Source organism: Chitinophaga sp., assembly GCF_019236475.1.
GTDB lineage: Bacteria > Bacteroidota > Bacteroidia > Chitinophagales > Chitinophagaceae > Chitinophaga.
Map to the genome: position 1 here is coordinate 25,435 of NZ_JAFAIX010000003.1, position 26,126 is coordinate 51,560.

17 protein-coding genes are annotated in these 26,126 nt (G+C 41.4%); 8 read left to right on the forward strand and 9 right to left on the reverse strand.

Annotated elements, in window-relative coordinates:
• The first annotated feature begins 8 nt into the window (after positions 1–8).
• From JO154_RS02255 to JO154_RS02270, 4 genes are all read left to right on the forward strand, one after another.
• Positions 9–1,373 (forward strand): RagB/SusD family nutrient uptake outer membrane protein, encoded by a 1,365-nt coding sequence (locus JO154_RS02255; RefSeq protein WP_291941487.1) that lies wholly within the window; start codon positions 9–11, stop codon positions 1,371–1,373.
• A 285-nt stretch (positions 1,374–1,658) separates the two neighbouring features.
• Positions 1,659–5,771: a DUF5977 domain-containing protein gene (locus tag JO154_RS02260; RefSeq protein ID WP_291941488.1), complete on the forward strand. Its 4,113-nt coding sequence runs from the start codon at positions 1,659–1,661 to the stop codon at positions 5,769–5,771.
• A gap of 32 nt (positions 5,772–5,803) precedes the next feature.
• Entirely contained in the window at positions 5,804–10,234 is a 4,431-nt protein-coding gene (locus JO154_RS02265) for a DUF6443 domain-containing protein (RefSeq protein WP_291941490.1), read from the forward strand.
• A gap of 7 nt (positions 10,235–10,241) precedes the next feature.
• Complete coding sequence (locus tag JO154_RS02270) at positions 10,242–10,685, forward strand: hypothetical protein (RefSeq protein WP_291941492.1); 444 nt, start codon at positions 10,242–10,244, stop codon at positions 10,683–10,685.
• A 77-nt stretch (positions 10,686–10,762) separates the two neighbouring features.
• Here the strand turns inward: JO154_RS02270 and JO154_RS02275 are convergent, their stop codons facing one another.
• Complete coding sequence (locus tag JO154_RS02275) at positions 10,763–13,273, reverse strand: DUF5686 and carboxypeptidase-like regulatory domain-containing protein (RefSeq protein ID WP_291941494.1); 2,511 nt, start codon at positions 13,271–13,273, stop codon at positions 10,763–10,765.
• A gap of 259 nt (positions 13,274–13,532) precedes the next feature.
• Entirely contained in the window at positions 13,533–14,117 is a 585-nt protein-coding gene (locus tag JO154_RS02280) for a Crp/Fnr family transcriptional regulator (protein WP_291941496.1), read from the reverse strand.
• Positions 14,118–14,971: 854 nt separating this feature from the next.
• Here JO154_RS02280 and JO154_RS02285 point away from each other — a divergent pair.
• Positions 14,972–15,820 (forward strand): helix-turn-helix domain-containing protein, encoded by an 849-nt coding sequence (locus JO154_RS02285; protein ID WP_291941498.1) that lies wholly within the window; start codon positions 14,972–14,974, stop codon positions 15,818–15,820.
• Between the two features lie 67 nt (positions 15,821–15,887).
• Here the strand turns inward: JO154_RS02285 and JO154_RS02290 are convergent, their stop codons facing one another.
• Positions 15,888–16,304, reverse strand: a complete 417-nt coding sequence (locus tag JO154_RS02290; RefSeq protein WP_291941499.1) for a hypothetical protein — start codon at positions 16,302–16,304, stop codon at positions 15,888–15,890.
• Between the two features lie 1,075 nt (positions 16,305–17,379).
• On the opposite strand from JO154_RS02290, the gene JO154_RS02295 reads away from it, so the two are divergent.
• A complete protein-coding gene (locus JO154_RS02295) occupies positions 17,380–18,903 on the forward strand; it encodes a glycosyltransferase family 39 protein (RefSeq protein ID WP_291941500.1) in 1,524 nt (507 codons plus the stop codon).
• A gap of 51 nt (positions 18,904–18,954) precedes the next feature.
• Here the strand turns inward: JO154_RS02295 and JO154_RS02300 are convergent, their stop codons facing one another.
• The 4 genes from JO154_RS02300 to JO154_RS02315 form a co-directional block, all read right to left on the reverse strand.
• Positions 18,955–19,746, reverse strand: coding sequence for a sterol desaturase family protein (locus JO154_RS02300; protein ID WP_291941502.1), 792 nt, complete (start codon positions 19,744–19,746; stop codon positions 18,955–18,957).
• 98 nt (positions 19,747–19,844) lie between these two features.
• Complete coding sequence (locus JO154_RS02305) at positions 19,845–20,444, reverse strand: Crp/Fnr family transcriptional regulator (RefSeq protein WP_291941503.1); 600 nt, start codon at positions 20,442–20,444, stop codon at positions 19,845–19,847.
• Positions 20,445–20,562: 118 nt separating this feature from the next.
• Positions 20,563–21,561, reverse strand: a complete 999-nt coding sequence (locus JO154_RS02310) for a class 1 isoprenoid biosynthesis enzyme (RefSeq protein WP_291941505.1) — start codon at positions 21,559–21,561, stop codon at positions 20,563–20,565.
• A gap of 6 nt (positions 21,562–21,567) precedes the next feature.
• On the reverse strand, positions 21,568–22,527 hold the full coding sequence (locus JO154_RS02315; RefSeq protein WP_291941506.1) for a geranylgeranylglycerol-phosphate geranylgeranyltransferase: 960 nt from the start codon (positions 22,525–22,527) through the stop codon (positions 21,568–21,570).
• A gap of 473 nt (positions 22,528–23,000) precedes the next feature.
• Here JO154_RS02315 and JO154_RS02320 point away from each other — a divergent pair, with 473 nt between their 5' ends.
• Both JO154_RS02320 and JO154_RS02325 read left to right on the forward strand, forming a co-directional pair.
• A complete protein-coding gene (locus JO154_RS02320) occupies positions 23,001–23,846 on the forward strand; it encodes a helix-turn-helix domain-containing protein (protein ID WP_291941507.1) in 846 nt (281 codons plus the stop codon).
• A 52-nt stretch (positions 23,847–23,898) separates the two neighbouring features.
• The gene (locus JO154_RS02325; protein ID WP_291941509.1) at positions 23,899–24,531 is read left to right on the forward strand and encodes a hydrolase; all 633 of its coding nucleotides are present in this window, start codon (positions 23,899–23,901) and stop codon (positions 24,529–24,531) included.
• Between the two features lie 145 nt (positions 24,532–24,676).
• Here JO154_RS02325 and JO154_RS02330 read toward each other — a convergent pair whose 3' ends face one another.
• On the reverse strand, positions 24,677–25,057 hold the full coding sequence (locus JO154_RS02330; protein WP_291941511.1) for a nuclear transport factor 2 family protein: 381 nt from the start codon (positions 25,055–25,057) through the stop codon (positions 24,677–24,679).
• Positions 25,058–25,140: 83 nt separating this feature from the next.
• Positions 25,141–26,034, reverse strand: a complete 894-nt coding sequence (locus tag JO154_RS02335) for an AraC family transcriptional regulator (RefSeq protein WP_291941513.1) — start codon at positions 26,032–26,034, stop codon at positions 25,141–25,143.
• Positions 26,035–26,126 lie beyond the last annotated feature (92 nt).

Here is a 26,126-nt window from a genome sequence, read left to right on the forward strand (position 1 = left end):
AAACTTTTATGGCATACCTGAAAAATAAATTAATTCCGGCAGTTGCAGGAATGATCCTCATAGCAACCACGGCTTGTAATAAAATCATCAATACCCCCGATGTCACCAATCCGAATGGAGCCGAACTCTCGACAGTATTGACCAATGCCTCCCGCGCTCAGCTCCAGCAATTGGCTACTGGTACTTTCTCGGTGATGCGTACCGGTTATAATACCAATCCAGGAAATGGTACCAGTAGTTATGAATCTTATTGCAAAGTGGCTGGGACACTGGGTCGGGAGGTATATGTGATCAATAGCTCAGAAACTAGGTGGGTAAATGAATTAGCCGGATTAAACGGTGTACTAGACCCAGGTGCTTTCTACAATGGATATTATTTTTCCTTCAACAGCGCCCGGCAAACAGCAGCTATATTCCAACAATCCGCATTAAATACCAGCGTTATCAATAGCCAGGAGAAATCAGGCATACTAGGCTTTACGAATACCATTATTGCATTCGAGATGCTACACATCCTAAATATGCAGGGGAAAAATGGTATCCGTGTGGATCTCAAGGATTATCTAAACCCTGGTCCATTCGTATCTTATGATTCAGGACTTGCAGTTATCAAAGGACTACTTGATACCGCGAGCACCCAACTTCAGGCGGCAGGCAGCGCATTTATGTTCACCTGCCCTCCAGGATTTTCAGGGTTTGACCAGCCATCCACCTTCCTGCAATTTAACCGCGCGATCGCTGCACGTGTAGCGCTATATCAGCGGGATTGGCAGGGGGCTTTGTCTGCACTAGAAGCCAGCTATTTTAATATCGATGGACCTTTATCTAACGGACCAGTATTTAACTGGGGCGTAGCGCCAGATCTGTTGAATCCTTTATACCAACCACTGAACAATGCGATTTCAGTAGTGGCCAACAATGCCTTTGTGGCCGAGGCAGAACCCGGTGATGCCCGCTTGAATAAAGTAGCCCAACGATCTTCCGCGCTCAACCTGGTGGGAATATCCGGAAATTATGATGTTAACCTCTACCCTACCAATTTAACGCCTGTATCAATTATCCGTAATGAGGAGCTGATATTGATTTATGCAGAATGCATGATCCAATTAGGGCAGTATTCCAATGCAATGCAGGCGTTGAATATCATCCGAACAAAAGCCGGCCACCTGGGCAACTATGCTGGCCAGCAAACGAAGGATGCTCTCATTGATGAACTCCTGAAACAGCGCCGTTATTCTTTATTTTATGAAGGACATCGCTGGGTCGATATGCGACGCTATGGACGGCTATCGCAATTGCCAATCGACCAACCTGGCCAGACCATTTTCGATGCCATGCAAAGGCCACTTGCTGAGTTGAACTGGGGGAAATAGTAAAACAAAGTGATGTAGGATCATGCTCAGATAATAATCTGGGCATGGTCCTTTTTGTTGTACAACATTGATTAGCTAGATAAGAATATAAGCAACAGTTCAGCCTTCGCTAAACCTAAAACACTTCATGACACAGGTTTAATATTTGTAAACAAAAAATTAATTTGTCTTTTTTCCTGAATATCCTAACCTTACCCTCAGTGAATAATGAGTGAATAATGCATCTTTCCTCAACAGGACAGACAACTCACCCCGTAATTTATTTGAATCACTTATACCTATCGCATGTTAGTTATGGATGCCCGTTTCCACTACTTTAGGTGGAGAATACTGTTTTCCCTGGTATTATCGATGTTTTTTACAACGTATATCCGTGCACAGGAATTACGAAAAATGATACCACCATCGCCTGTCTCGAGTGAATTCGAAAAATATTCCAGTCATACAGTGTCTTTGGTGAATGGTTTACCGGATATAAATATTGACCTCTATAAAATATCTGTAGGAGGTGTAGAATTACCGCTCAGCCTTTCCTATCATGCCTCGGGAATTAAATTCAACCAGAACACCGGAGAGGTGGGTGTTGGCTGGGTACTTAATCCCGGGCAGAGAATTTCCAGAACAATTTATGGCCTTCCCGATGATAAATATCCCATGCCTTCCATCGAGGAGATCAATAACAAAATGTCCTTCGCCCCCACTAAATTAGATCGTGACAGATATCTTTCCAATTTCTGCGTATCTAAAGATGGAGAACGTTTCATGGACGGCCCGTTTGATCACATTGATGGCGAGTATGATATTTTCAACTTTAGTCTGGCAGACCAAAGTGGTTATTTTGTTATATCTAACCGGAACCAGAAGCAAGTAACCATGCTTGATAATGCAGATCAAATCAAACTGAGTTACACTGTCAAAAATCCAATTGGCATTAATACATTTGAAATAACAGATCTGAAAGGCGTAAAATATATTTTCGGGAAAGACGAAAATAATAATGATACACTATGCGAGCTAACAAATGGAAGTTTTGAAATGAATGCGACAGCCTGGCCGCTGACCCGAATCATTACCCCTTTAGGCCAGGAAATAACGTTCCACTACAGAAAATATACCATTGGCCAAATAAGCCAGCCTGCACATATGCTTTCTCTAAGATATGGAGGATACCCATGGAAGAATTCTATTGATGATGGGCCGAGTATATTACCTGACCAAATGAGTGAAGTATTTGGTCCTCCTTCTACCACCTACTATGAAGTATATTTTCCTTATGAGATAGTAACACCACATGAGAAAATAGTTTTTAACAGGGATGCGGTATCCGGAGTATTAAACGACTTCTCCATAAAAGATAAGGATGATAATCTGCTCAAAACAGTCAGGTTTTACTATGGCACTTATTCAAATGGGCAGCCATTTAGTTTTCTTGACTCCCTCAGGATTTATAACCAGGGAGGTACAGACTTCCAAAAATATGAATTCGATTATAATGCCAAACGGGATATTTCCAGGAGCTTTGATATGTGGGGATATTGTATCCCGACAGATAAACAAATTTCACTGCAGACGTTCACGGTACAATGGACCAATGATGAGGCTTGGATAAACTCTTACATGCATTATAATACTCCAAAGGATTTTGGAATGGAGAAGCGATATTTTACAGCAGATCAGTTTACACTAAATAAAATAGTTTATCCAACTGGTGGTTATACCAAATATGCATACGAAAGCAATACCTATTCAACACCAACTGGAAGAAATGAAAAAGGCCCCGGGATCAGGATTGCCAACATCAAAACCTATAATAACTGGGATCAACTGGTATTGCATAAAGCTATTACCTATGGAAAAAATGAAGCCGGAATAGGTATTATGTCTAATGTGCCTGAACACGATAATGATATACTTGAAGGAAGGGAAATCCGTACAGCCTCTTCATCAACAAACCTAATCAGGGCCGTAACGGTCAGATACAGTTCCGTTCAAAACCCGGAACTCAGCGATAGTTATACCTCCGGTAATTGGGGGTATTACGATGAAGTGATGGAAACTGATTTGGCCAATGGCCTTCCCCAAAGAAAAACACTCAGCAAATTCAACAGGGATTATATTGAATTTACCACTTTTCCTACCAACTTCAATGCTATGACCAATCATCCACCATTGGTCCGAACCTATGACTATGCAAACAAACCTGTACTCACAGATAGGATATATTATAATATGGAAAACCTATCCTCCCCTAGAAAAGTAAAATCTGAACACTATGATTATACATATGGCCATTCCAGACCGTTTTTTCAGGGCCTGAAAGTTGCACCTTATGCCAAGCACGCATTGGACGACCCTTTCTCTCCCCTGGTATATGATTACTATGGTTCAGAAATAGAATCTGTTTTCAACTATGCTACCTATTCGCTTTATGGAGGTAAGAAAGTAGTTGCCCGGAAAATAGATACCACTTTTGCTGCAGATGGCAATTTCATCCTACAGCAGGAAGAAACTGACTATAATGCACTTGATCTCCCATCAGTAGTCAGAACAAGTGGCAATAACGGGGATGTGTTGCAAACAGAGAATACATATGTGCAGGACTATGCCGCTGTCACCGCAAACGATGCATTTTCCGCGGGCATTAAAAAAATGGTTGCTTTCAATTATGTGGGAGCTCCCATGGAAGCAAGTAGTTACAGAATCAGAAACAACTCAAAGGAGCTGATCAGTACTGTCTTATACCAATATCAGCCAGACAGGCCTATCCTCGCCAGCACGAGCCGGGTTGAGTCAATACTTGCACCCAACGCTTTCAATAAACTGAGTATTACAGGAGGAGCAGCAGTTCCAGACAATCATTACGTTCCTGCAATGTTCATAGATAGTTACGATGCAAATGGCAATGTGTTGCAGCAACGATTAAACAATGGAATCCCGATGTCTTACATCTGGGATTATCATGCAATGCTGCCAGTTGCAGAGGTCAATAATGCGGTCTTTTCAGATATCGCTTTCACAAGTTTTGAAGCTGACGGAAATGGCTCCTGGGTCATTCCATCCACTGTAAGAAATACATCCGCTGCAATGACTGGTCAGCAATCATATGACCTTCAAAACGGAAGTATTACCAAGTCTAACCTGAATGCCACCCAAAGCTATACGGTATCCTACTGGATGAAAAGTCCCGGAAGCGTAACCGTAAGTGGTGCCGTTAAATCTACCACCGGTATTTCGCGCAACGGTTGGACATATATGGAGCACATTGTAAATAATATTACACAGTTGGCAATATCCGGTTCTTCACTGGTGGATGAGTTACGGATGTATCCCACTGATGCGAGCATGAGCACCTATACATATCGCCCTTTAATAGGCATTACCAGCCAGAATAACTCCAATGGGATGATAAGTTACTATAACTACGATGGCTTCGGGCGACTTATTTCCCAACTGAATGGAGATGGAAATATTCTCAAACAATATAGTTATGTCATTCAGCAGAATGAACTATCCGCACCATTTAAAAGCCAACTGAAACAGCAGACAGTTAATAGAAACAACTGCGCAACCGGCACCACCGGTTCTGCTGTCACTTATACTGTTCCTGCAGGTAAATATAGCTCTATGCTGAATCAGCAGGATGCCGATGCGAAGGCACAGGCCGACCTGGATAGCCATGTTCAAGAATATGCTAACAGCAATGGTACCTGTCCGGCAGGTTATTGGAACGCTCCATTGAATGTCGCATATACGAAAAATAATTGTAACGGAACAGCTACTGGTGGCAGTGTAATATATCGTGTGCCAGCAGCTAAATATAACTCCATGGTTAGTCAGCAGGCGGCGGATGCTATGGCAAATAACGACGCCACGCAAAACGGCCAGACATATGCCAATACAAATGGTTTCTGCATGTATTACAATGATCCAAGAGGACAAGCATTTCAGAAAAGCTGTTCCAGTGGACAGATTGGATCAACGGTTATCTATAATGTTCCTGCACACAAGTATATGTCTACCATTTCGCAGCAGGATGCAAACAACAAGGCACAAGCCGAAATTGATGCCAATGGCCAACAATATGCCAATAATAATGGCACCTGTGGTACACCAAACTATTATGTAACTATCAAAAGAGGCCCTGTTCCAGGGTTCCAGGTGAGGATATTTGATAGTTATACGAATGCTATTGTCGATATGAAAGACTTCTACGGGAATGAATCCGGCATTCCGGCATATGCAACCATTCTACCAACAGGACAGACACTTACTTGTCGCGTTTCATGTAGCGGAAGTATGATTGTAGCGATAAATGGTTTGGAACAAACTGTTACTGGAAGTTTTGACTTCCCCGTAAGCAGCCTGCCTTTTATCCTGGAAATGAAATCTGTGAATTAGTAAGATTTTAAACCTAAAGAAATTGCCAGCAAATGTTTAGATATCGTCAATTCATTATCACCACCTGCTGTATCCTATATGGTAATTTTTTATTAGCCCAAAATATACCGGCTAATACGACATCTGATGCCCCTAATGTTGCACAGCCAGCACCACATCCCAATAGCATCGTATCATTCGTGAGATCCTGGGTACCCTTTTTTCCCACATCAGATACTGCCATGGTCGCTAATGCAGCCAGAACAGTGAAAGAAGTTAACCAAACAACTACCTATGTAGATGGTATTGGAAGACCCATTCAATCCGTACAAAAAGGAACAGGTGGAAAAGACATTGTTAACTTCAACTACTATGATCTCAGCGGTGCAGAAAGCAGAAAATACCTGCCTTATGTAGCCGTACCCATTAGTGGCAATGAAGGAAAGTTTAAAACAGATCCTTATTCAGGCGTCGCAGCCTACTACCAGGACGCCGGGCTAAATCCAGGGACAGCAGATGAAAAAGTTTTCTATAGTCAAACGGATATAGAACCATCTGCACTGAACAGGGTCTTAAGATCTTATGCAGCAGGGAATGGCTGGGCCAAAGAAATAGGGAATCATCCAGTTGCCCACAGTTATGAAGTAAATACAACAGTTGATTCAGTGGTGATATGGGATTTTCCTGTTTTAAATACCCAACCTGCTTATATGGGAACCTTCCCAACAGGGCAACTCAATAAACATGCTACTACCGACGAGGATGGCAACAAGGTGGTGGAGTTTACTGATAAGGAAGGAAATACAATCCTGAAAAAAGTACAGGCCGGAGATATTACAGGCCGGGCTTATACGGGCTGGCTAAGTACTTATTACGTTTATGATCACGCGGGTAAGTTAAGGCTGATAATCCCCCCTCTCGCCGTTACTGCCATGGTCGGGAACTGGAACCTAACTCCTGATCTGGCAAATAACCTCTGTTTTGTTTACCGCTACGATGGCCGAGGCAGAACAATAGTTAAAAAGTTACCTCAGATGGATTCCCTGGAAATGGTGTATGACGTACGGGACCGACTGGTGTTTAGTAGAGATGGTAATTTAAAAGCACAGGGGAAATGGCTAATAAATCTCTATGATGGAAGAAATCGTATTATCGAAACTGCACTCTATAACTCTGGTGCTGCCAGAGAAGCGTTGCAGTCTGCCATGAATAGTGTTACCAGTGTTAGCCAGAACTTGCCGTTTACCTTTCCAGGTACAGCAGACCTTATCACTGCTATTCATGACAAACCAATATACGAAGCCACCAACTCTGTGACCCTGCTTGATGGATTTACCACCTTAGACGGAGATGATGTAGAAATTAGGATCAATCCGAATGCTAATAATGGAACACAGCAGGTGATCGTTTCAAATCCGCTGCCAGCGATTAATACGGCAGATCTATATCCGCTTATATTTAACTATTATGATGATTATTCATTTGCCGGAGCGTCTTCCGCACATACGGATCTTTTTATAAAAGCAGCAGCAGGAAACAATCCTAATCCAAATGAATTAGTGGTCTACACGAATACCAAAGACCTGGCAACTGGGAAAAAAGTAAGAATACTTGGAACCGATCAATGGATGACCACCACCAATTATTTCGATAAATTGGAGAATATCATTCAGGTCCTTTCTGAAAATGCTAATGGTGGTAAAGATATTCTTACCAATCGTTTTGATTTTGCTGGAAAAATTTTGAGTACCTATCTCCTGCATCAAAACCCACACAGTAGTGTAACTTCCGGCACTACCATGTTGACAGCCAATACCTATGACGATGAAAACCGGCTCGCAAATATCAAGATTAAATTAAACGATGATGCAGCAACGGAACGTACCGTTGCCACCTATTCCTATCAGCCACTTGGCCAAATAAAGTCCCAGAAACTGGGTGTTACCGACCAGGGAGCGCTGGATGAACAAGTTTATAAATATAATTTGCATGGCTCGCAGACCAGTGTCAATGAAGACTATTTCAAAGGAAACAGCAGTAATGGACATTTTGCGGAACTGGTTAGCTTCAATAAAGGCTTCTCCACACAGTTATACAATGGGAATATCTCCGGTGTACAGTGGAAGGGTTGGAATGATAAAGTCAACCGTGCATTTGGATATGCCTATGATAAAGCGTCCCGGTTGACAGGAGCTACGTTTACACAACAGAATATTACCGACGCCCCATGGACGTCTGGCCAGATGGACTTTAGCCTGAATTCCGTATCCTATGATGATAATGGGAACATTCGGAATCTGGCACAACAGGGAATGGTAGGTAATACGATCACGCCGATTGACAAACTTCGCTACGACTATGAGCCAACAAGTAACAGGCTAACCGCTGTTTCAGATACCGTCAACCTGACCACTAACCTGGGTGATTTTAAAAATGGCGATAATATTGGTGCAGATTATACCTATGACATTAATGGCAATCTAACTACAGATCTTAACAAGAAAATCGACGGTATTAAGTATAATCATCTTAATCTACCGGAAGAAATTCATGTACTTGGAAAAGGAATCATTCGTTACCTATATGATGCAGGCGGAAATAAACTGCGAAAAACCATCATTGACAGTACTGCATCGCCAGTCGCAACTTTGGTATATGATTATATTGCAGGATTTTGTTACCGGAGGGACAGTCTTGAATATGCCCCTCACCCGCAAGGCAGGATTAGACCCGTTTATAAGCAGAATATACCAGTTGCCTATGTTTATGATTACTTTGTAAAAGACCATTTAGGCAATACCCGTTTGGTACTAACCGAACAAAGCAATACTTCACAATACGTGGCAACGATGGAAGCAGCAACCGCCCAAACGGAGGAAAGCCTCTTCAGTAACATTGCAGGTACACGTAGTCCTTTACCACCAGGTTATCCCGGCGGAAGTACAGGAGCCAACCAGTATGTTGCAAAGCTCAATGCCGGCAACGGATCTAAAATAGGCCCCTGTCTTACTTTAAGAGTGATGGCAGGTGACACCATCAAACTTGGTGTTAATGCTTTCTATAAGTCACCCGCTGCAAATGTAAGGAGCACAACTCCTAACGATTTATTAACTGCCATCGTTAACGCCTTCAGCGGAGTACCTGGCACAAATGGAGTACATGACAATACAGCGGCCTCTCAACTGTCGTCAAATTTCAGCAGTTCCGATTTACAACACCTGATGGCAAAGGATAACTCCCAGCAATTGCCAGACAAACCTAAAGCCTACCTCAACTATGTGACATTTGATGATCAGTTTAAACTAGTGGATGAAAATAGTGGGGTTAGACAAGTACAAGGTACTCCTGATGCAATACAAGAGTTAGGGACAGGTGATATAGTAATAAAGAAAACCGGATTTGTTTATATTTATACTTCGGATGAAAGCAGTGAGGATGTTTACTTTGATAACCTGGCCGTAGTGCATAACAATGGGCCATTGCTCGAAGAAACCCATTACTATCCGTTTGGATTGACGATGGCAGGGATTTCTACTACTGCCTTGAGAGGCACAGATTATCCTGTGAACAAGCTGAAATATAATGGCAAAGAGATACAAAACCAGGAGTTTAAAGATAGTTCTGGGCTAGAGTGGTACGATTACGGTGCAAGAATGTTTGATGCCCAAATCGGCAGATGGCATGTGGTTGATCCGCTGTTGGAAAAATTCCAATCAGTATCTCCATATAACTATGCTTTAAACAACCCCATCATCCATGTGGACATGGATGGACGATCCCCAACAGACATCGTTTTTAGGGGGGTAGATAAAAACGAGATTAGAATTAAAACAGCTGGAGTTGACAAAGTGATAGATGTGCCTGCACCACTGGTAGTAAACAAGACTTTTGATATAGGCATTAGTGATAGGGACCCAGCAAAACTTGCATTTGGTTTTAACTTGAGTGCGGATGTTTCGGTTGCGTTCGTTGGCAGTATAGACTATGGCCTTGATCTATCAATTGTCAATTTCACAAGTGCTGCCTATAGCGGTTATAATTATGTTTATGCAGGCGCACACATGACCGCAACAGGAGGAATTCAGGCTTCAGCAAGCGCAAATGTCGGATTAAGTATTTTTGCTGCATACAATACAAGTGATGATGATAGTCCAGCGGGTTTTGCAGGATATACTTATTCCGCAGTTGTATCCAGAGATATAAAAGATCTGGTTGGTGGTGGTTGGTCCTTTTCGTTGTTCTCCTCCACAGAAAATCCAAGAGAAAAGGGGTGGAAAGGCGTATCTATTGGTGTCAGCGTTGGTGTTGGTGGTGGTGTTAACTTTGGATCGGCGGGAAAACAGACATCGTATTCAGTGCTTTTAAATGACGTTAAGCCAACTTCAGAAAGAAGCTGGGGCGATAAAATCTCTAATGAATTACTACCTGTTCATTCTGCCATTATCAGGTATGGTATCGACGGATTGAAAAGTTTAAAACATTAATATATATATGAGATTTATAAGTACAATAGCAGTTATTGGCGTAGGTATTTTAATCGGCATTTTATGGTTCAGATCCGGCTCTGAAAAATATGACCAGCATCAGGAATTACTGTTGAATCATGTTACTTTTTCAGGTAAGGTGGTCACGCTGAACAAGTCATCTAATCACAATTTTGGAATTATTGGCATTTCGATAGATAGTGCAACTGTTGATAGCCTCTATGTTCCAGTAGATGCTGGTTTTTTCCCTTACAGGATTTACAAGAATTATGCAGAAATCTATACAGCTATTCTTCCTGCTATTGCTATAGGAGATAGTGCCTTTTTAGATTCGGATCATAAGGAAGTAAAATTTCTACGCAATGGCGCAGAGCTAACCCGGAAACAATTTGAAGTTTCATCTGAGAAACCAAACATGAATTATATCAAGGATTACACAAAATTCAAATAGTTTCCCGAAAAATCTGGATACTACCAAATACACAAAAGCCTTCCGCCAATGCGGAAGGCTTTTGAAATATACACTTATCAAAACTGCAATCGGAAACTACCAAACAATCCAAAATCGCTAGTATGTGCGGAAGCTGTCTGCTGTGGATAAATCCGCCATACCGCATCAATCCGGAAGAACCGGAAAATATTATCGAAACCAGTACCCACTTCCGTATATACTTTCCCTTTAAGAGAGCGCATGCCATAACCGCCGAATTCCATATGGTTATACACGCGGTTACTGTAAGACAAATCACCAATCACCGATTTCACATTCCAGAATTGGCGCACACCGGTTCTACGCATGAATGGCAACAGGTTCAATAATTTCCCGTTGAAATTGTGCTCTATGTTTAATCCTGCGTAGCGGTCGCTAAAAAATTCATATTTCTTCATCAGGCTGAAAGACTCTTTATTGTAGTAATAAGTCTCATTCCCGGGATGCATTTGCAACAGCATGAAAGGCAAACGATCTGTGAAAATTCGACCAGCATAAACCATATAGTTCACCTTTCCCCAGCCAGGCAGCGGAAACTGTTGCCGAACACTAAAACTTACTTTCTGGTATTGGTATTTGCTACTGAACATATCAGTGGGTGCAAATGCATAAGCTACTTCGGCAACCGGCAGATTGCTGCGCACACGCCTTACTTTACGGAAGGTACGCACCTCTTTCTCTCCAGGCGCATAACGGAATTTCAACTGTAGCTCCGTATTCGCGACCTGTCCCTTTTCTTCCGACAGGAATAGCTTGTGCGGAGGAAGCGGATCAAATGTTTTATAACAACTACGGGCAATGGTACCCTGCAGGGAGAACTGTTGTGGGAACTGTTTGATGAGCGTCAGGCTTGCAGTGGCTTCACGGATAAACTTCTGCGGGATACCATGTCGGCGAACAAGCTGACCAAAGATATTATCCAATGATACTTCCTCTCCATTAAAGCCCCGCTGATTATTATCAAGATCATCTTTGTAAAAGGCCGTCATCTGCCAACCTTGGTCGCCGGGCCAAATGTAAGTGGCTGCCATACTACCTTTCAGCGATTGGTCCTTCGTGCCATAAGCGAGATAACCATTTAAGCGCCAATTACGACTGAATGCTGCTGTTGTGCCCAAGTCAAATCGCAACCGCGGCCCTTCTACCCGGTTACGGCTAATCCATTTATACCACGGGCCAATTTCTACTTTTCCTAGTTTTTTATGTCCATCTACGAGAAATGTAATGGTATTGTTCAATCGCTGGAAAGCCGGCATTGACTTTAGGGTATCCACCAACGTTATAGCATGAACTTCGTTGCGGGTCAATGTTTCCGGACGATGGTCCTCCATATATTGTTTACCAGATGCCACTGCACTGTCAGGTACCACCACTTCTTCTTTTCTGCGGTTGGCAATGAGCTTTTCTGTGATAAAGGCCTCGTTTGTGCTAATATGATTGTACAACGTGGTTTTACGCCCTATGAAGGTGGTCCTGTCTTTACCCAGCGGCGCCAGTTCAACGATAAAGCGATCCTTTGTCACTACCCATTCTTTATTTTTATATTGGGTAAATTCCTGGATGATATCTAACCGTTTTACGAAGTTGATATCTACCGCGCCAGCCACCGACATGCTGATTTTCTGTATCGCCCAGGTGGAAGCCTGTATCCAACAGTCACCGGCAAATAGATTTTCGCCTTCCCGCCGCGGTGTAAACGCAAGATGGTAATATTGTTCTCCATGTTGGATAACAGTGTCCAGGCCTTTGTAATGATAATAACGATCGCCTACACTACTAACAGGACTGATAAACTCACGACCGAAGATATACAGGGAATTTTGATAACTATTGATCTTCTGATTAATGCCGCCCAGATACTGCATTACGGACTCATTTTTTATCCCGCTGTTATATAGCGCTCGAATTTCTTCTCTGATATTAGGAGGAGTGCCCGCTGCATAATAATCCGATACGGATTCACTGAGAAATACTGGCAGAAAGGGACGCTGTTCCGAAGTAGTATCTATTTGCTTGGTAACAAAAGCATAGGGCTTCATGAGCCTTGATTTCTCCCAGCGTTGGCGGTTGATATTGGATAAGTCTATTTCCAGTTTATTATACAATTCAGCATAATAACTTTGATAATGTGCGGGTGAGTTTTCTTCTTTATGGGCCACTATCTGTCGCCACCATACTAGCCCTTTGTCCATCTTTCCTTTTACCTCCACCCCCATTTTCACAGCCGCTTCCAACTCTACCACCAATGGCGATACATTGGTAGCCTCCAATGGCAATGCTTTCACTTCGTATCCCACATAACGCACGATCAGCGTGTCGGTTTTCCGGGAACTTCTGGTGAGTTGAAAATTACCCACACTATCGGTCATAACACCGTAGCCGGCAGCTTTCCAGTAGACGGTAGCAAATGGTAAGGGCTCTTCTGTGAATTTATTCACCACCTTCCCGTTGGTAATAGTAGTGCGTTGTGCCCAAATCTGTTTCGCAGATAATAGTAAACATAAAAACACAACCCACCCCTTGCAAGTACAGATTAAGGTTCGCGGCATCAGATTATCAGTTGTAGTACTTATAAGACGGCCATTTTCCCGTCTCCCTCCATTGCATCGCCAGAATAGTTAAAATGGAAGAGCCTGCTGCCGAATGGCAGCAGCGTAAGGCAATCAAAAAGGGCGTATATTTAGGGGTCTCTCGCTAATATAAACTGGTATTCAATAACATGTTTAAGAAAGTCTTAATTTGTATTATTACTGGCAGACAAAGGCTCTCCTTCCCAAAAATGTCCATCTAAGAATGTCAAATTAACTATCACATCTTCCGCTGAAATTCCCTTCTTATTCTACTAAGACTTTCCGGTGTAATACCCAGATAAGAAGCCAGCATTAATTGCGGAATCCTTGTAATGATTCCCGGGTACTGCTTCATAAAATCCTCATACCTTTGTTCTGCGGAGAAAGAAAGCAATTCTATCACTCTATTTTGTAAATGCACTACATAGTCCCGTAGGAACATCTTATTCATCAAGGACAGGTTAGGATGTCTTTTTATAAACTGTAAAAAGAAAGATTCTTCTAATACTATCACAATTGTCTTCTCTAATGCCTGGATATAAAACCTGCTTGGGTCACCCGTTAAAATACTCTCTAGGTTACCGATAAAATTATTTTCCGCAACAAATTGAAGAATATGATCCTTACCCGAATTATCCACAGAATAATATCTTAGCAAACCAGATTCAATGAAATAAACACAATTGGCAATCTCCCCCATCTTTAATACAAATGCACCTTTCGGCACAGCCATTAATTTCAGATTATTGAGCAGTTGTGCAGCAAATTTACTGTCTATCTTAACTTCCTTAAATAAAAATTGAGCTAGTCTTGAATTTTCCATACTTACATAGCACTTAAGCAGTATACCCAGAACAAATTCGTTTATAAAGCTGGATCCTACATTTGTTTTGGCTTTACCAAACAATCGCAAATAATCAAAAAAAAGACCCTTTTTAAAAAGGGTCTCTCGTTTTCTTGTGTCTCGAGTTGGAAGTCTACATTAAATTTGGATTGTACCGAATACTCCTTAACATCAATGCTAAAACCCCATCTCTTTTCTGAATAATAATCCATCTGTTATATAGGCTCCCCTTCTATGGATATAGCTGGGAGGTTTTTAGTTAGTCATTTGCTCACCTAAACTATCAACTATAAAATAGCTAATAGGCAATTTCCCTCTTTACATATGTTTATCGATCTTTTCGACCGCAAATAAAATACATCTTACACAATCCAGCATTGTACATTTCCTATAAAAACTATGACAAATTATAACTACCGTCATTCATGACATAAAAGCTGTATTTGTTTGAGATTTTACGTAGCCTAACTGCCATCATAAAATCTTACCAAATGATAATATCTAACAAATACAATCTTATATTATTTAAACTTATCCAAAGTCAACATTCCTAATATTAGCCACTAGCCGCCATCTCAAGAAAAGCTATTAAAATGGAGCGAATATCCAGCCCATGTACTAAAACCATCATATAGAAATTACCAAATGATAGAATATTGGATACAGACATCTCAAATTGATATAATTGCCAGGAATTAAGACTACCTTACCGCCCCTTTAATGCATACTTAACGCATTATATTTTAATCATAATAGGTTGACGAATGAAAGAAACTGATGCTGCTATGAACTATTAAAATATTCTCCCCAACGTTTTTTAACTAATCCGAACCATGAGCAATTCTCAAAAATATTCCTTGAATGATTATAGAGATAACAGCAATCGGGATATGGATTTTCTGTACTTTGAATGGGAAGGTAATTCCCTTGTCAAAGAAAATCCACATAGCCACACCTTTTACATGCTGTTATTAACGAAAGGTAGTAATGGTACCCACACCATAGATTTTCTTGACTATGAGGTTAAAGGAATTCAAATCCACATTTTATTTCCGGGACAGGTTCACCATTGGGATCTGGCAAATGATACTATAGCGTACCAACTTATGATTAGTGTCAGAAAATTTGAGCTAATCGCCAACACCTTACACTTCAATACTATTTCCTTTAAACAAAGGCAGGTTATTCCTTTGACAGAAGATGACTTTCAAGACCTTATTCATGAATTCAGAAGTATAAAAAAAGAGTTATCTCCTGCAATATATAAATCCGCAATACTGCAATCGCGCATCCGGATCATTCTACAAATAATACAACGCGAAGCTGAAAAACAAGTTTACACTCGGCAAAGAATCGCCTATTCTCCCAAGTTGATGGAGTTTATTAAACTTTTAGAAGCAGATTTTAAAACGGAGAAACTGCCAGAATACTATGCTAAACAGATGAACATCACTCCCAATTACTTGAATATTCTTTGTCAAAAGCATGCGCAAAAAACGGCCAGTACCTTCATCAAAGAACGTATTCTATTGGAGGCCAAACGCCAGCTTCAACTTTCAACGGCCAGCATAAAAGAAATAGCCTACGACCTTGGCTTTCATGATCCGGGGCATTTTGCAAAATTCTTTAAACACCATACAAGCATGACTCCAACAGATTTCCGACAAGAAGAAGATCAATAAAATTACAGGCTTCGACGAAGACCAGCAAGGCCTCATTAAAGTAATGAGGCCCCATATGCATATTGTATTACATCGATGGGCAGCCACCGGCGGGACTAGGCTGGCAAGTTACAGTAACGGTAACACCATTCCATATATACTTCACTTTACCATTATTAAAGTACATTTCCTGTTCTACATTCGGCTGAATAGGTCCACCGCTCATATCAAATGACGTGACGTAATCACCATATAAAACCAATTTATACTGTGCCCCCACCTGTATAGGTATCAGACCACCATGTACTTCGCCGGGATTATCATGCCATTGAATATACAACCTGAAATCAGCAGTACTGTATGACATTGCAATATTATAAACTGTGGGGATCCCGAAGGAATAGTTTGGCTTCGGATCAAAACAGGAAACGCTCTGTGAGATCAGTTTTTTAGGGGAAGCCAATAGCGATACCACCAGCAATGCAGCGAATAATTGTGTTTTCATAAACATTTGGAAGTTTTGGGTTAAATAATGATATATAGAAATCAAAAAGTCAGGGCCCCTTATTTATATAAGGCGCCCCTTCTTTGCCGCAGAGAATATTGATAATTTTAATCAAATATGGAAACAAAGCCACCTTTCCTCCTATTAGTGAACTGGCTTCAGAACGGCCCTAAATATTTACTCTCGAGGGAATCGCCAATCACAATGCTCCCCTTTGACATCCGTTATGCCATGAAAATACAGCCACTTTCTAAATGCACATTTATCCTGAGGGATATAATGTATCACGTCTCCACTCTTTAACAATAGACTAAAAATGCCAGCAGCCTCAATATATTTTGAAATTTCTGATCTCATGGATGAAAACCAATCGTAACCAAGTGGGGCGGGATCATTTAACCCGCTTGTTCTATTACCATCTCCCATAGGATTTTTTTTCACCTGTATTTATCTCTTTAAATGCTGTTACATACCGACTATGTGCGCTATTACCAAAACTCGTCTGAACTTTAATGGTGCCATTCCCTTATTCGCGCTGAAAAACTTAGTCAGGTTTGTGGACGCTTTGAATCCCACCTTCGTTTCCTTCCATTAAAAAGCAATTTTTTGCGAAGCAATACTATCCCATTTTGAGGTTCCGAGAATACTAATATTGGACAACTGGGAAACATCGGGGATTTATATTACAGGTAAAAACAGTGTGGGTATGCATTAAAACAATAAAAATATGCATACTAACTTTGTTCAATGGCTACATCATCCAAACTTCAATGACTATAACAACAAATGTCTGATTTACAATTGCGAAATTAAAGAGTGGCGCTTATTCAACCATAACAAATGCTTGTATAATTCATAACTTCAATAGTATAACTTATAACTTCATTTGTATGGCTATGAGGCCTACGCATTAAGGCAATTAGTAGAAGCATAAAATGAGAATGCCGGAGGTTGTCCCCGGCATTCTCATTTTAATAAAATATCTTTATCTTGTTTTGCGTTTTATCCCTTTAACTTTCCCAAACAAACCCAGCAAACTGCATTGTTTGAAAATTGATCAAAATAGGAATTACTTATGAAAAAAAGTACCATCGTCTTAATAGGATTCATCATTTTGAAATTTTTATTACAATATATCTTGATAAGCCCGGAGTATGATTTGCAACGAGATGAATATCTACATCTCGATCAGGCACACCACCTGGCCTGGGGATATTTATCAGTTCCACCTGTAACTTCCTGGATTTCCTATATAATTATTACATTGGGAAATACGGTATTCTGGATCAAGTTTTTCCCCGCGCTCTTTGGGGCATTAACTATGCTGATTGTCTGGAAAACCATTGAAGAGCTTGGCGGAGATCTATTTGCATTGATTACAGGAGCAACCTGTGTTTTATTCTCCGTCATTTTAGCTTTAAACACCCTGTATCAGCCGAATTCATTAGACGTACTCAGTTGGACAGCCTTCTATTTTTGTGTCATAAAGTATATCAATTCAGAAAAGCAGAAATGGCTTTTTGTTGGAGCAATTGTATTTGCTTTAGGGTTCCTAAATAAATACAATATTGTGTTCTTACTCCTTGGACTTTTCCCTGCCATTCTTATAACTCCACAGCGCAAGCTATTAGCCCAAAAGCAATTTTATGTAGCTGCGTTAACAGGGCTCTTACTTATTCTTCCTAATCTTTTATGGCAGTTCAATAATAATTTCCCTGTCATTCATCATCTGAAAGAATTATCAGACTACCAATTAGTGAATGTAGACAGATGGGGATTTCTAAGATCACAACTGATTTTCTTTATTGGCGCTTTTGTGGTGATCATTGGAGGATTATATGCATTGTTATGCTATAAACCATTTAGAAAATATAAACTTTTCTTTTGGTCGATGATTTTCACACTATCCATCTTTATTTATTTTAGAGCAAAAGATTATTATGCCATCGGAGTATATCCAATTTACATGGCTTTTGGAGCGGTTTTCCTTTCTAATGTGTTAGCAAGTGACTGGAAAAGATATTTGCGACCAGTGGTGGTTATTATTCCCCTGCTCTTTTTTATTCCCATGTACCAGGTAGCTTTTCCAAATAAAAGCCCTGAATATATTTTAGAGAATCAACAAGCATATAAGAAATTGGGACGCCTTCATTGGGAAGATGGCAAAGATCACGCAATACCACAAGACTTCGCAGATATGTTAGGCTGGAAAGAATTGGCTTACAAAGTGGATAGTCTTTATGCGGGTCTTTCAACCCCCAATAATACACTTGTTCTTTGTGATAATTACGGGCAAGCTGGCGCAATAAACTATTATTCTAAAAAAGGTATCAAAGCTGTATCATTCAATGCAGATTATATCAATTGGTTTGTATTAGATGAACGGTTTACCAATCTAATCCGGGTGAAAGATTATGATGAGAAAGGTAATGAACTGAAAGAAACAAGTCCCTATTTTCTTACCTCTATAGCCGCTGATTCCATCACCAATCGATTTGCAAGAGAATACGGAACAACCATATTTGTTTTTACGGGAGCCAGAGTTGATATCATCCCTAAAATAAAAAAAGAAATCGCAAAGATGAAAAGTTATCGATAGTACCGCATTTTATAAAATCACTTTTGTTTTTTCCCATCCCTCCTGGAGCGCTTAAAGGCCGCTCTCAGGAAGGCTTGCAGTCCCAAATCGCTGTGCCTGTATCTTATCGTACTCTTTTACATAATCCGGATGTTCAGTTCCCATTACCCTGTCCCATATACGAAAATACAGTCCATAGTTACCTTTAAATTTGCTATGATGCACGTTGTGATACACCGATGAATTCAGCACCTCAAATAGCCAACTGTGGCGGAAACTCCGCGGCATCAGTTCATATCCTAGATGTCCGTATACGTTAATGATAAAGGCAGCTATAGTAAATAACAGTATAGCCAGGGGGTGCATGGGCATCACACAAGACAATATCACGAGAATGAGCCCCTCCGCAATGGCTTCCAGGAGATGAAAACTATAGGATGTCCAGGGAGAGGGATTGGTGCTACGGTGATGCACGAGATGGGTAAGTTTGAAAAGCTTATCATGATGCAACAGGCGATGCATCCAGTAAAAATAAGTATCATGAATAATGAGCCCTATGAATACCGTGGCACCCAGGTACCATAACGGGAAATCGCTGATATGATCATACACCAAAGTATAGCGCCTTAACGGCGTAGCCAGTATGGCAACAGAGATAAGGGTAAATACCAGGGTACTCTGCATGGAATACCATATCTCCCGCAGGAAGTCTTTCTTCGATGCCAGTCGTTGTTGTATTTTCATGCGGTTCATCCTGGAGGGGAAGGCAATATAAAACACGGCGAAAGGTATACCTGCAATTAAAAAGTACCTTGCTGCGGAGAAACTTAAGATATGGATAATTGCTTCCAGAGTGGCGTTCATGTGCTGTTTCATTTTGATCCCTCAAAAATAAAAACAATACCCGCCTCCTGCGGTTAACAATGGATAAGAAGCTAATTAACAAAAGATAATTTTCGCTCTTACTTCTTCCCTCTATCGTAAATTCGTTTGCGAATCCTACTCAGTGATACTGGTGTAACACCCAACATGGAAGCGATGTATTTATCTGATACGCGGTTAACAATATCGGAGCGTTTTTCTACCAATTGCAAATATCTCTCTTCCGGCGACAGCAGCACGAAGTCTTCCACCACTTTAAGCGCCTCCCCTATCATACGTTGAAGGAAATGTACACGGAGTGGCTCGAACTGCGGGTGCTCACGAAGTATGGTGTCGAGTTTATCATAATCTATTTCCAGCAAGGTTACTCGCTCAAGGGCACGGTATATAAAACGGGCCGGCTGCTGGTGAATAATAGTATCGTGCGAGGCGATGAACTGCTCCTCCCATCTGAGGAACAACGTGGCTTCATCCCCACTCTGCTTAATGGCATACACCCGCATGATCCCCTTCTCAATAAAAGCAAGCTTACGGGCGGTATCTCCCTCACGGATATATACTTCTCCTTCTTCCAGGTGCAAACGCCTGGTAAGCGCAAATAAAGGCCCAGTATCGCCAGGCAATACACCTGTGAGGTGATGTAAAATACTTTGCAACAGATCAATGGAAGCAGGCGTCATAATATTGTTTCTCCAGTTCTTGCATTTGAATGGGATGCAAAATATGGAAAAAACTACTTTATGGGGAGAATCTCGAATTACATTCCACTGAACCGGCAGCCTGCAGTGGCAACCAGCACTAGTGGCTTGCCTGGCGACATCTCCGGTAGGTAAACCGCATACAATGCCAGATATTCCCTGCTTTCTCCATATCAATAATCAGCGCTTTGCGGGGGAGCGTACGGAGATCGGGCATTACACCATAAGTTTGCTGTATGGAACGGAATTGGTGGAGTGCCATATCCCCGAAAGAACAGATAGCCATCATATTCAACAGAAATTTTTGCTTCCGTTCTTCCGGAACAGGTAATGCCGATATCTCTCCCGCTAACTCATCTACCATTTTTAGGAATGTTTGATAGAGCTGATCTGCATCCTTCATCCTTGTCGGCAATGTTTGTATGCCAGCCTGAAGATCTTTAAAGGTATCAAACAAATCATTTGTCAACTGTATGATACCTCCCAACAGATACCAGCATCGTTGCCAGTTATTGGATATCCCCAGATCATCCATATAAAAATTACACAGTAACACAGCAAATGCTCCTTTCCCAATGGTAATACTGTATAACTCTTCATCTGTCAGGTCGGGATCTGTTTGCCGGTTGGAATTCACTTGTGCCTGATACAAGGAACGGGTTATTTCCTCGTAATGCAACTTATCCTCCACAAAATCTTTGAGTGCAATGTGAGACTGTAAGAACATCCGCTCCTGTGGAGTTCTGGGCAAAAATTGTTCAGAAGCATAGGCTATATCATTCAGCTCACCTTCCGTCAGTTCTCCCTCGTCCGTAAAATTATCGAAGGTAGTACTGCAAATGAAGTATTGCAGCATCCGCGTTCTTTCGCCCTCCGACGTTGAACGGCCACGCACCGCTGCAAATGCATCTATCACCATCGGAAGATAAATACTGTAGGAGGTCAACACTTTCTTCCGTGCACCTTCTGGCAATACTGCTCCTGCATTGGATTCCAATTCAGCAAGACAAGTCGCTGCCCAGCGCATTTCTTTTCTTCGTCGTACCATTATCTGAACCACCCGCTGTACAATGCCTGCCCCAAATCTCAAAAGATACATGCCACCCTATTTAAATAGATACTGAATGAGCACCATAGATAATATTCCTGTTAACATCACTCCTTTTATATAGCTACTCAGTCGATGGTAATCTTCCGCTTCCTCTGTAGAAGATATCTTCCGAATAATCCATAAAAGCGGGAACATGATTAAGAGAATGGAGTAGATAGACAAGACTTTACTTCCAAGGATGTTTGTCTCCCATAACACCGGCTGAAGGAATGCCACCCCTCCCACTACCCCCAGCAGGCTTAACGTAACGATATAATGCGCCACTCGTCTACCAAGTACAATAGGAATCGTCCGACCGCCATAGGTGTAGTCTCCCTTTACATCTTCCAAGTCTTTTATCAACTCCCGCGCAAAGGAGATAACGATGGCAAAACAGGTATAGATCAGTGTAACATTCACGATAAAACGAAACGTCGATGGTAATACAACCCCATACTTTATGGCAGCCAGCGATGGTTCTGCTAGCAGCAGCACCGGGATTGCAGAAGCAGTAATCACAGCAACGATGACGTTGCCGATCAAGAATTTCTTTTTGAATATTGCAGAATAGCAGAATAAAAACAACTCGCACAATGCAATACAAATGGTAAGACTGATATTTCCCAGCGTAAAGCTTTCGATCGCTGCCAGTATCAGCGCCAATAGGTTCATAATAAGATAGGCTATCAAAGCGCCGTTCCTGCTGATCCCCCGGCCAATATATACCTTATCGGGTTTATTGATTTCATCAATTGCCAAATCAAAATAATCATTGATGATATAACCTGCTCCAGCGATTAACTGGTATATCCCGGCAATCATCAGGAAATCGGAGATACGAAGGTGTGAGGATACGCCCATTCTCAACAATAGCGGTTGAATGACGCAGTATTGAAATAATAATTGTGTCAGGAAGATAAATACAAGGTTAGGCCATCGTATAATCCTCAGAAATAGGATGCAAATGCGGAACATAATGACAATTGTAGGTACGGATGTTATTGGGAGTCTCAAAATACAAAATCCTTTTAAAAATCCAAACTACCCTTGGCCTGTTCCAGCTTCGATCCCATTCTTACACTGTCTCGTGTGAGGAGTGCCTAGAAAAAAGACCGTCGCAATAGCATTTCATTGTTTATTTTTTGTATAGAAATGTGATCCTTTTAGTAATAAATAATCCATTAATTTCTCGCTATCGTCCAAAGCTGGCAGGTTTAATAATGGTAAATTCGCGCTGTTTCCTGCCAGAGCAAAAACAATATTATGCGAGCCATTCCAGGTGCCCGCTGGAAAAGTTTTTGGTTCTGAAGTGGCGAGATTATTTTGGAACAATGGATGATCAAAAGTGAAGTCTATTAGTGCAATATTCCTTGTAACAATATGAACTAATAGATGTAGCGATGTGTTTTTTTTAAGAAAAATAGGTACCTTATTACCGGGTTGTTGTTATGGATCGATACCCAAAGCGGAAAATTGATGATATTCGATTGGAATTAAATTCAGCACACGATGTGCTTTATTACCTGTTGAACGGTGAAAGCGAAATCTCAAAACCCCATAGTCATAATTTTCTGCTGTTGGTTTTGGTGGAAACCGGAGATGGAGTGCATAGTATTGACTTTATCAATTACAGCATACTGCCTAAACAACTTCACATCCTGTTCCCGGACCAGGTCCATTCCTGGGAGCTGGGCCACAATAGCAAAGTTCATCAGTTGATAATAGACCACAAGGTTTTTGACATTATTGGCAAATCCTTCCGGTTTGGCTTTGCCCTCTATCGGAACCATCCAGTCTTTGACTTGGAACAGTCGGATTATGAAGCATTGCTCACTGAATTTCTGAACGTGCGCAATCACCTCCATAAAGAGCCGGTATTGCAAGATCTCGTGATAGCGCGCCTATACGTGCTAGGGCTCATGATCAGCCAGGTGGCAGCACGGATATTTGATAACCACACCGTTATTCAACGCCCCCCCATGCTAACAGATTATTTGGCCTTGATCGAGAAACACTTTGTGGGGGAACGATCTGTGTCTTTTTACGCTGCACAATTGAATATTACCGCCAATTATCTGAATGTCGCGTGTAAAAAGCACTTCTCTTGTAAAGCCACCGATCTGATAGACGAACGGGTACTCTTAGAAGCGAAACGATTGCTCATCAGCGGACTTACGATCAAAGAAACAGCTTATCAACTGAAATTTTCGGATGTAGCTTATTTTTCAAGATACTTTAAACTAAAGATGCACATAACACCGAAAGATTTCAGGGAGCAGTATGCATGCTCCTGATGGAATCCCAAAAACAGCTATCAAATAATTCATCACTTAAATTTTTTCAAAAATGACCAGCATAACGCCCATCAGGGACCCTAAGACAGACCATTTGATTTCCCCTGAAAATTCAGCCCTGATCCTTATTGACTATCAGCCATTACAGGTCAATTCAGTCAAATCAATGGACCATGAGGAACTTGTCAAAAATATTGTAACGGTTGCCAAGCTGGCCAAAGGGTTCAACATCCCAACTATTCTTACCACGGTTAACGTTGAAAGTGGTATCAATAAACCAACCATCAAGCACCTCAAACAGGTTTTGCCGGATATAAAGGAAATTGACAGAACGACTGTAAACTCGTGGGAAGACAAAGAGTTCCAGGACGCTGTAAAAGCACTTGGCAAAAAGAAGCTTGTCATCTGCGCGTTGTGGACGGAAGTCTGTTTGTGTTTCCCTGCGCTGGATCTTATAAAAGAGGGATACGAGGTCTATACAATTGTAGATGCCGTAGGTGGCACCTCTACTATCGCCCACGAAACGGCACTTAGAAGAATGGAACAAGCCGGTGTACAATTATCTTCTGTTACACAGTATGCCTGTGAGCTGCAAAGGGATTGGAACCGACTGGCTACCAAGCCCATATTTTTTGATGCCCTGATGGAAAACGGTTCCTTTTTTGTGGAAACCTTACGGTGGTAACCTGTTGGTCAATAAAGCGCGGTTAAATTTAGGTATAATTGGGTGCAAAAGGGGGTGTCTCAAAAGGCACCCTCTTTTTTGGGGGGGCCCCATCCATCTTTTGTAATCATCTCCACAGGCCAGCAATGCTTATCAATTCTGGTTGTTACAGCGCTTGGCGATAAGAGATCTTATCCATGAGCAGCCATTTCCCATCTAACTTTACCAGGTTAAACCGATCTATAAACCGAAAAGTGGGGAAAGTCATTTGCACGTGGGCAGACGCGGTATCTCCATCCCAGGTATAGGAAAGGATTTCGGATTGGCACTCCAGTAACGCAGCTTTTTCAACGGCATCGAGGTATTGCGGCACCGTCCACTGAGCCAGTTTTCCGTCTACAACCATCCTGATGTAAGCATCTGGGTGGAAGGCGCGCCGGAGTCTTTCCATGTCTTTAACAGGACGGCCTTCCAGATAATCGTTTAAGGGAAGAAGGATCAACTGCTTTTCCACTGCTACTTCGGTCATACTTGCTGTAGTTTCCATGTATGTTGAATTTACAATTTGAAGCAAAATTAGTCCGGCGAACAATGGCATAATAAAACTATTCAAGCGGATACTTCTAAAATTCAAACAGCTTGCTTCCTTACTTCATTTGGGGTCGTACCGGCATGTTTCTTATAAAAGCTATTAAAATAGCCCGGATACTGGAATCCAAGACGATACCCAATCTCCGAAATAGGCCAGTCAGTATGTAGCAGCAGGTCATGGGCTTCCAACAATATCCTGGCAGCTATATGCTCGGTAGTTGTTTTGCCGGTAAATTCTTTAACCATCCTATTCAAATGGTTGGTATGTAGCGAAAGCTGTTTGGCGAAATCCTTGGCGGAACGGAGTTGAAGTTCATGCTGACGCGAATCAACAGGGAATTGCCTATTTAACAGCGCTAAAAATAAATTGGTTATTCTGGCAGCAGCGTTCAAATCCCGGTCATAATCCCGGGCAGGCTGCATCTTTAAGGCGTGGTGAATGATGAGATGAAGGTAATTTCGTAAAATATCATCTTTATGGACATAGCTCTCCGTATTCTCTCTCATCATAGCTTTAAAGAAAGCCGCTATTTCGTCTACACTATCTGCATCAGGAAAGAAAACCTTATCCGCGTCAATCTGAAACATCGGTAGATGATTAAGCAATCCTTCTCTTTGTTGGATGAATGCCTGGTTGAATATACAAAACCATCCATGTTGGTCAGATGAATCAGGATTCCAATTATAAGGAATCAAGGGGTTGGAAAACACAAGAGCTGGGCGATCAATATAAATAGACTGATTAGCATAATCGAGCCTTCCGGTTCCTAATATCAAAGTCACTTTATAATAATCTCTTCGGGAAAATGGAACTGCTCCTATACAGGATGCCCGCTCAAAAACATTTATATGAGGCTTGTCTGCCCCTATCCTCTCCGGAGCCAGATAATGGATACGCTCATAAAAGCCTGAAATATCTTCCCGCTTGTTCATAGTACGAAAATACACAATACAAACAATAATGCTTTTCAACTTAGGCAAAAAAGAAATTGACCGTAATTCACTAAATTGTGCCTCCGATCTCA

Bases quoted from the DNA above. Each gene is read 5' to 3' on its own strand.
- JO154_RS02315 (WP_291941506.1), bottom strand. From the start codon at position 22,527: ATGTTCCGCATTTGCATCCTATTTCTGAGGATTATACGATGGCCTAAC.
- JO154_RS02265 (WP_291941490.1), top strand. From the start codon at position 5,804: ATGTTTAGATATCGTCAATTCATTATCACCACCTGCTGTATCCTATAT.
- JO154_RS02255 (WP_291941487.1), top strand. From the start codon at position 9: ATGGCATACCTGAAAAATAAATTAATTCCGGCAGTTGCAGGAATGATC.
- JO154_RS02260 (WP_291941488.1), top strand. From the start codon at position 1,659: ATGTTAGTTATGGATGCCCGTTTCCACTACTTTAGGTGGAGAATACTG.
- JO154_RS02330 (WP_291941511.1), bottom strand. From the start codon at position 25,057: ATGGAAACTACAGCAAGTATGACCGAAGTAGCAGTGGAAAAGCAGTTG.
- JO154_RS02305 (WP_291941503.1), bottom strand. From the start codon at position 20,444: ATGACGCCTGCTTCCATTGATCTGTTGCAAAGTATTTTACATCACCTC.
- JO154_RS02310 (WP_291941505.1), bottom strand. From the start codon at position 21,561: ATGTATCTTTTGAGATTTGGGGCAGGCATTGTACAGCGGGTGGTTCAG.
- JO154_RS02285 (WP_291941498.1), top strand. From the start codon at position 14,972: ATGAGCAATTCTCAAAAATATTCCTTGAATGATTATAGAGATAACAGC.
- JO154_RS02335 (WP_291941513.1), bottom strand. From the start codon at position 26,034: ATGAACAAGCGGGAAGATATTTCAGGCTTTTATGAGCGTATCCATTAT.
- JO154_RS02290 (WP_291941499.1), bottom strand. From the start codon at position 16,304: ATGAAAACACAATTATTCGCTGCATTGCTGGTGGTATCGCTATTGGCT.
- JO154_RS02300 (WP_291941502.1), bottom strand. From the start codon at position 19,746: ATGAACGCCACTCTGGAAGCAATTATCCATATCTTAAGTTTCTCCGCA.
- JO154_RS02275 (WP_291941494.1), bottom strand. From the start codon at position 13,273: ATGCCGCGAACCTTAATCTGTACTTGCAAGGGGTGGGTTGTGTTTTTA.
- JO154_RS02320 (WP_291941507.1), top strand. From the start codon at position 23,001: ATGGATCGATACCCAAAGCGGAAAATTGATGATATTCGATTGGAATTA.
- JO154_RS02325 (WP_291941509.1), top strand. From the start codon at position 23,899: ATGACCAGCATAACGCCCATCAGGGACCCTAAGACAGACCATTTGATT.
- JO154_RS02280 (WP_291941496.1), bottom strand. From the start codon at position 14,117: ATGGAAAATTCAAGACTAGCTCAATTTTTATTTAAGGAAGTTAAGATA.
- JO154_RS02270 (WP_291941492.1), top strand. From the start codon at position 10,242: ATGAGATTTATAAGTACAATAGCAGTTATTGGCGTAGGTATTTTAATC.
- JO154_RS02295 (WP_291941500.1), top strand. From the start codon at position 17,380: ATGAAAAAAAGTACCATCGTCTTAATAGGATTCATCATTTTGAAATTT.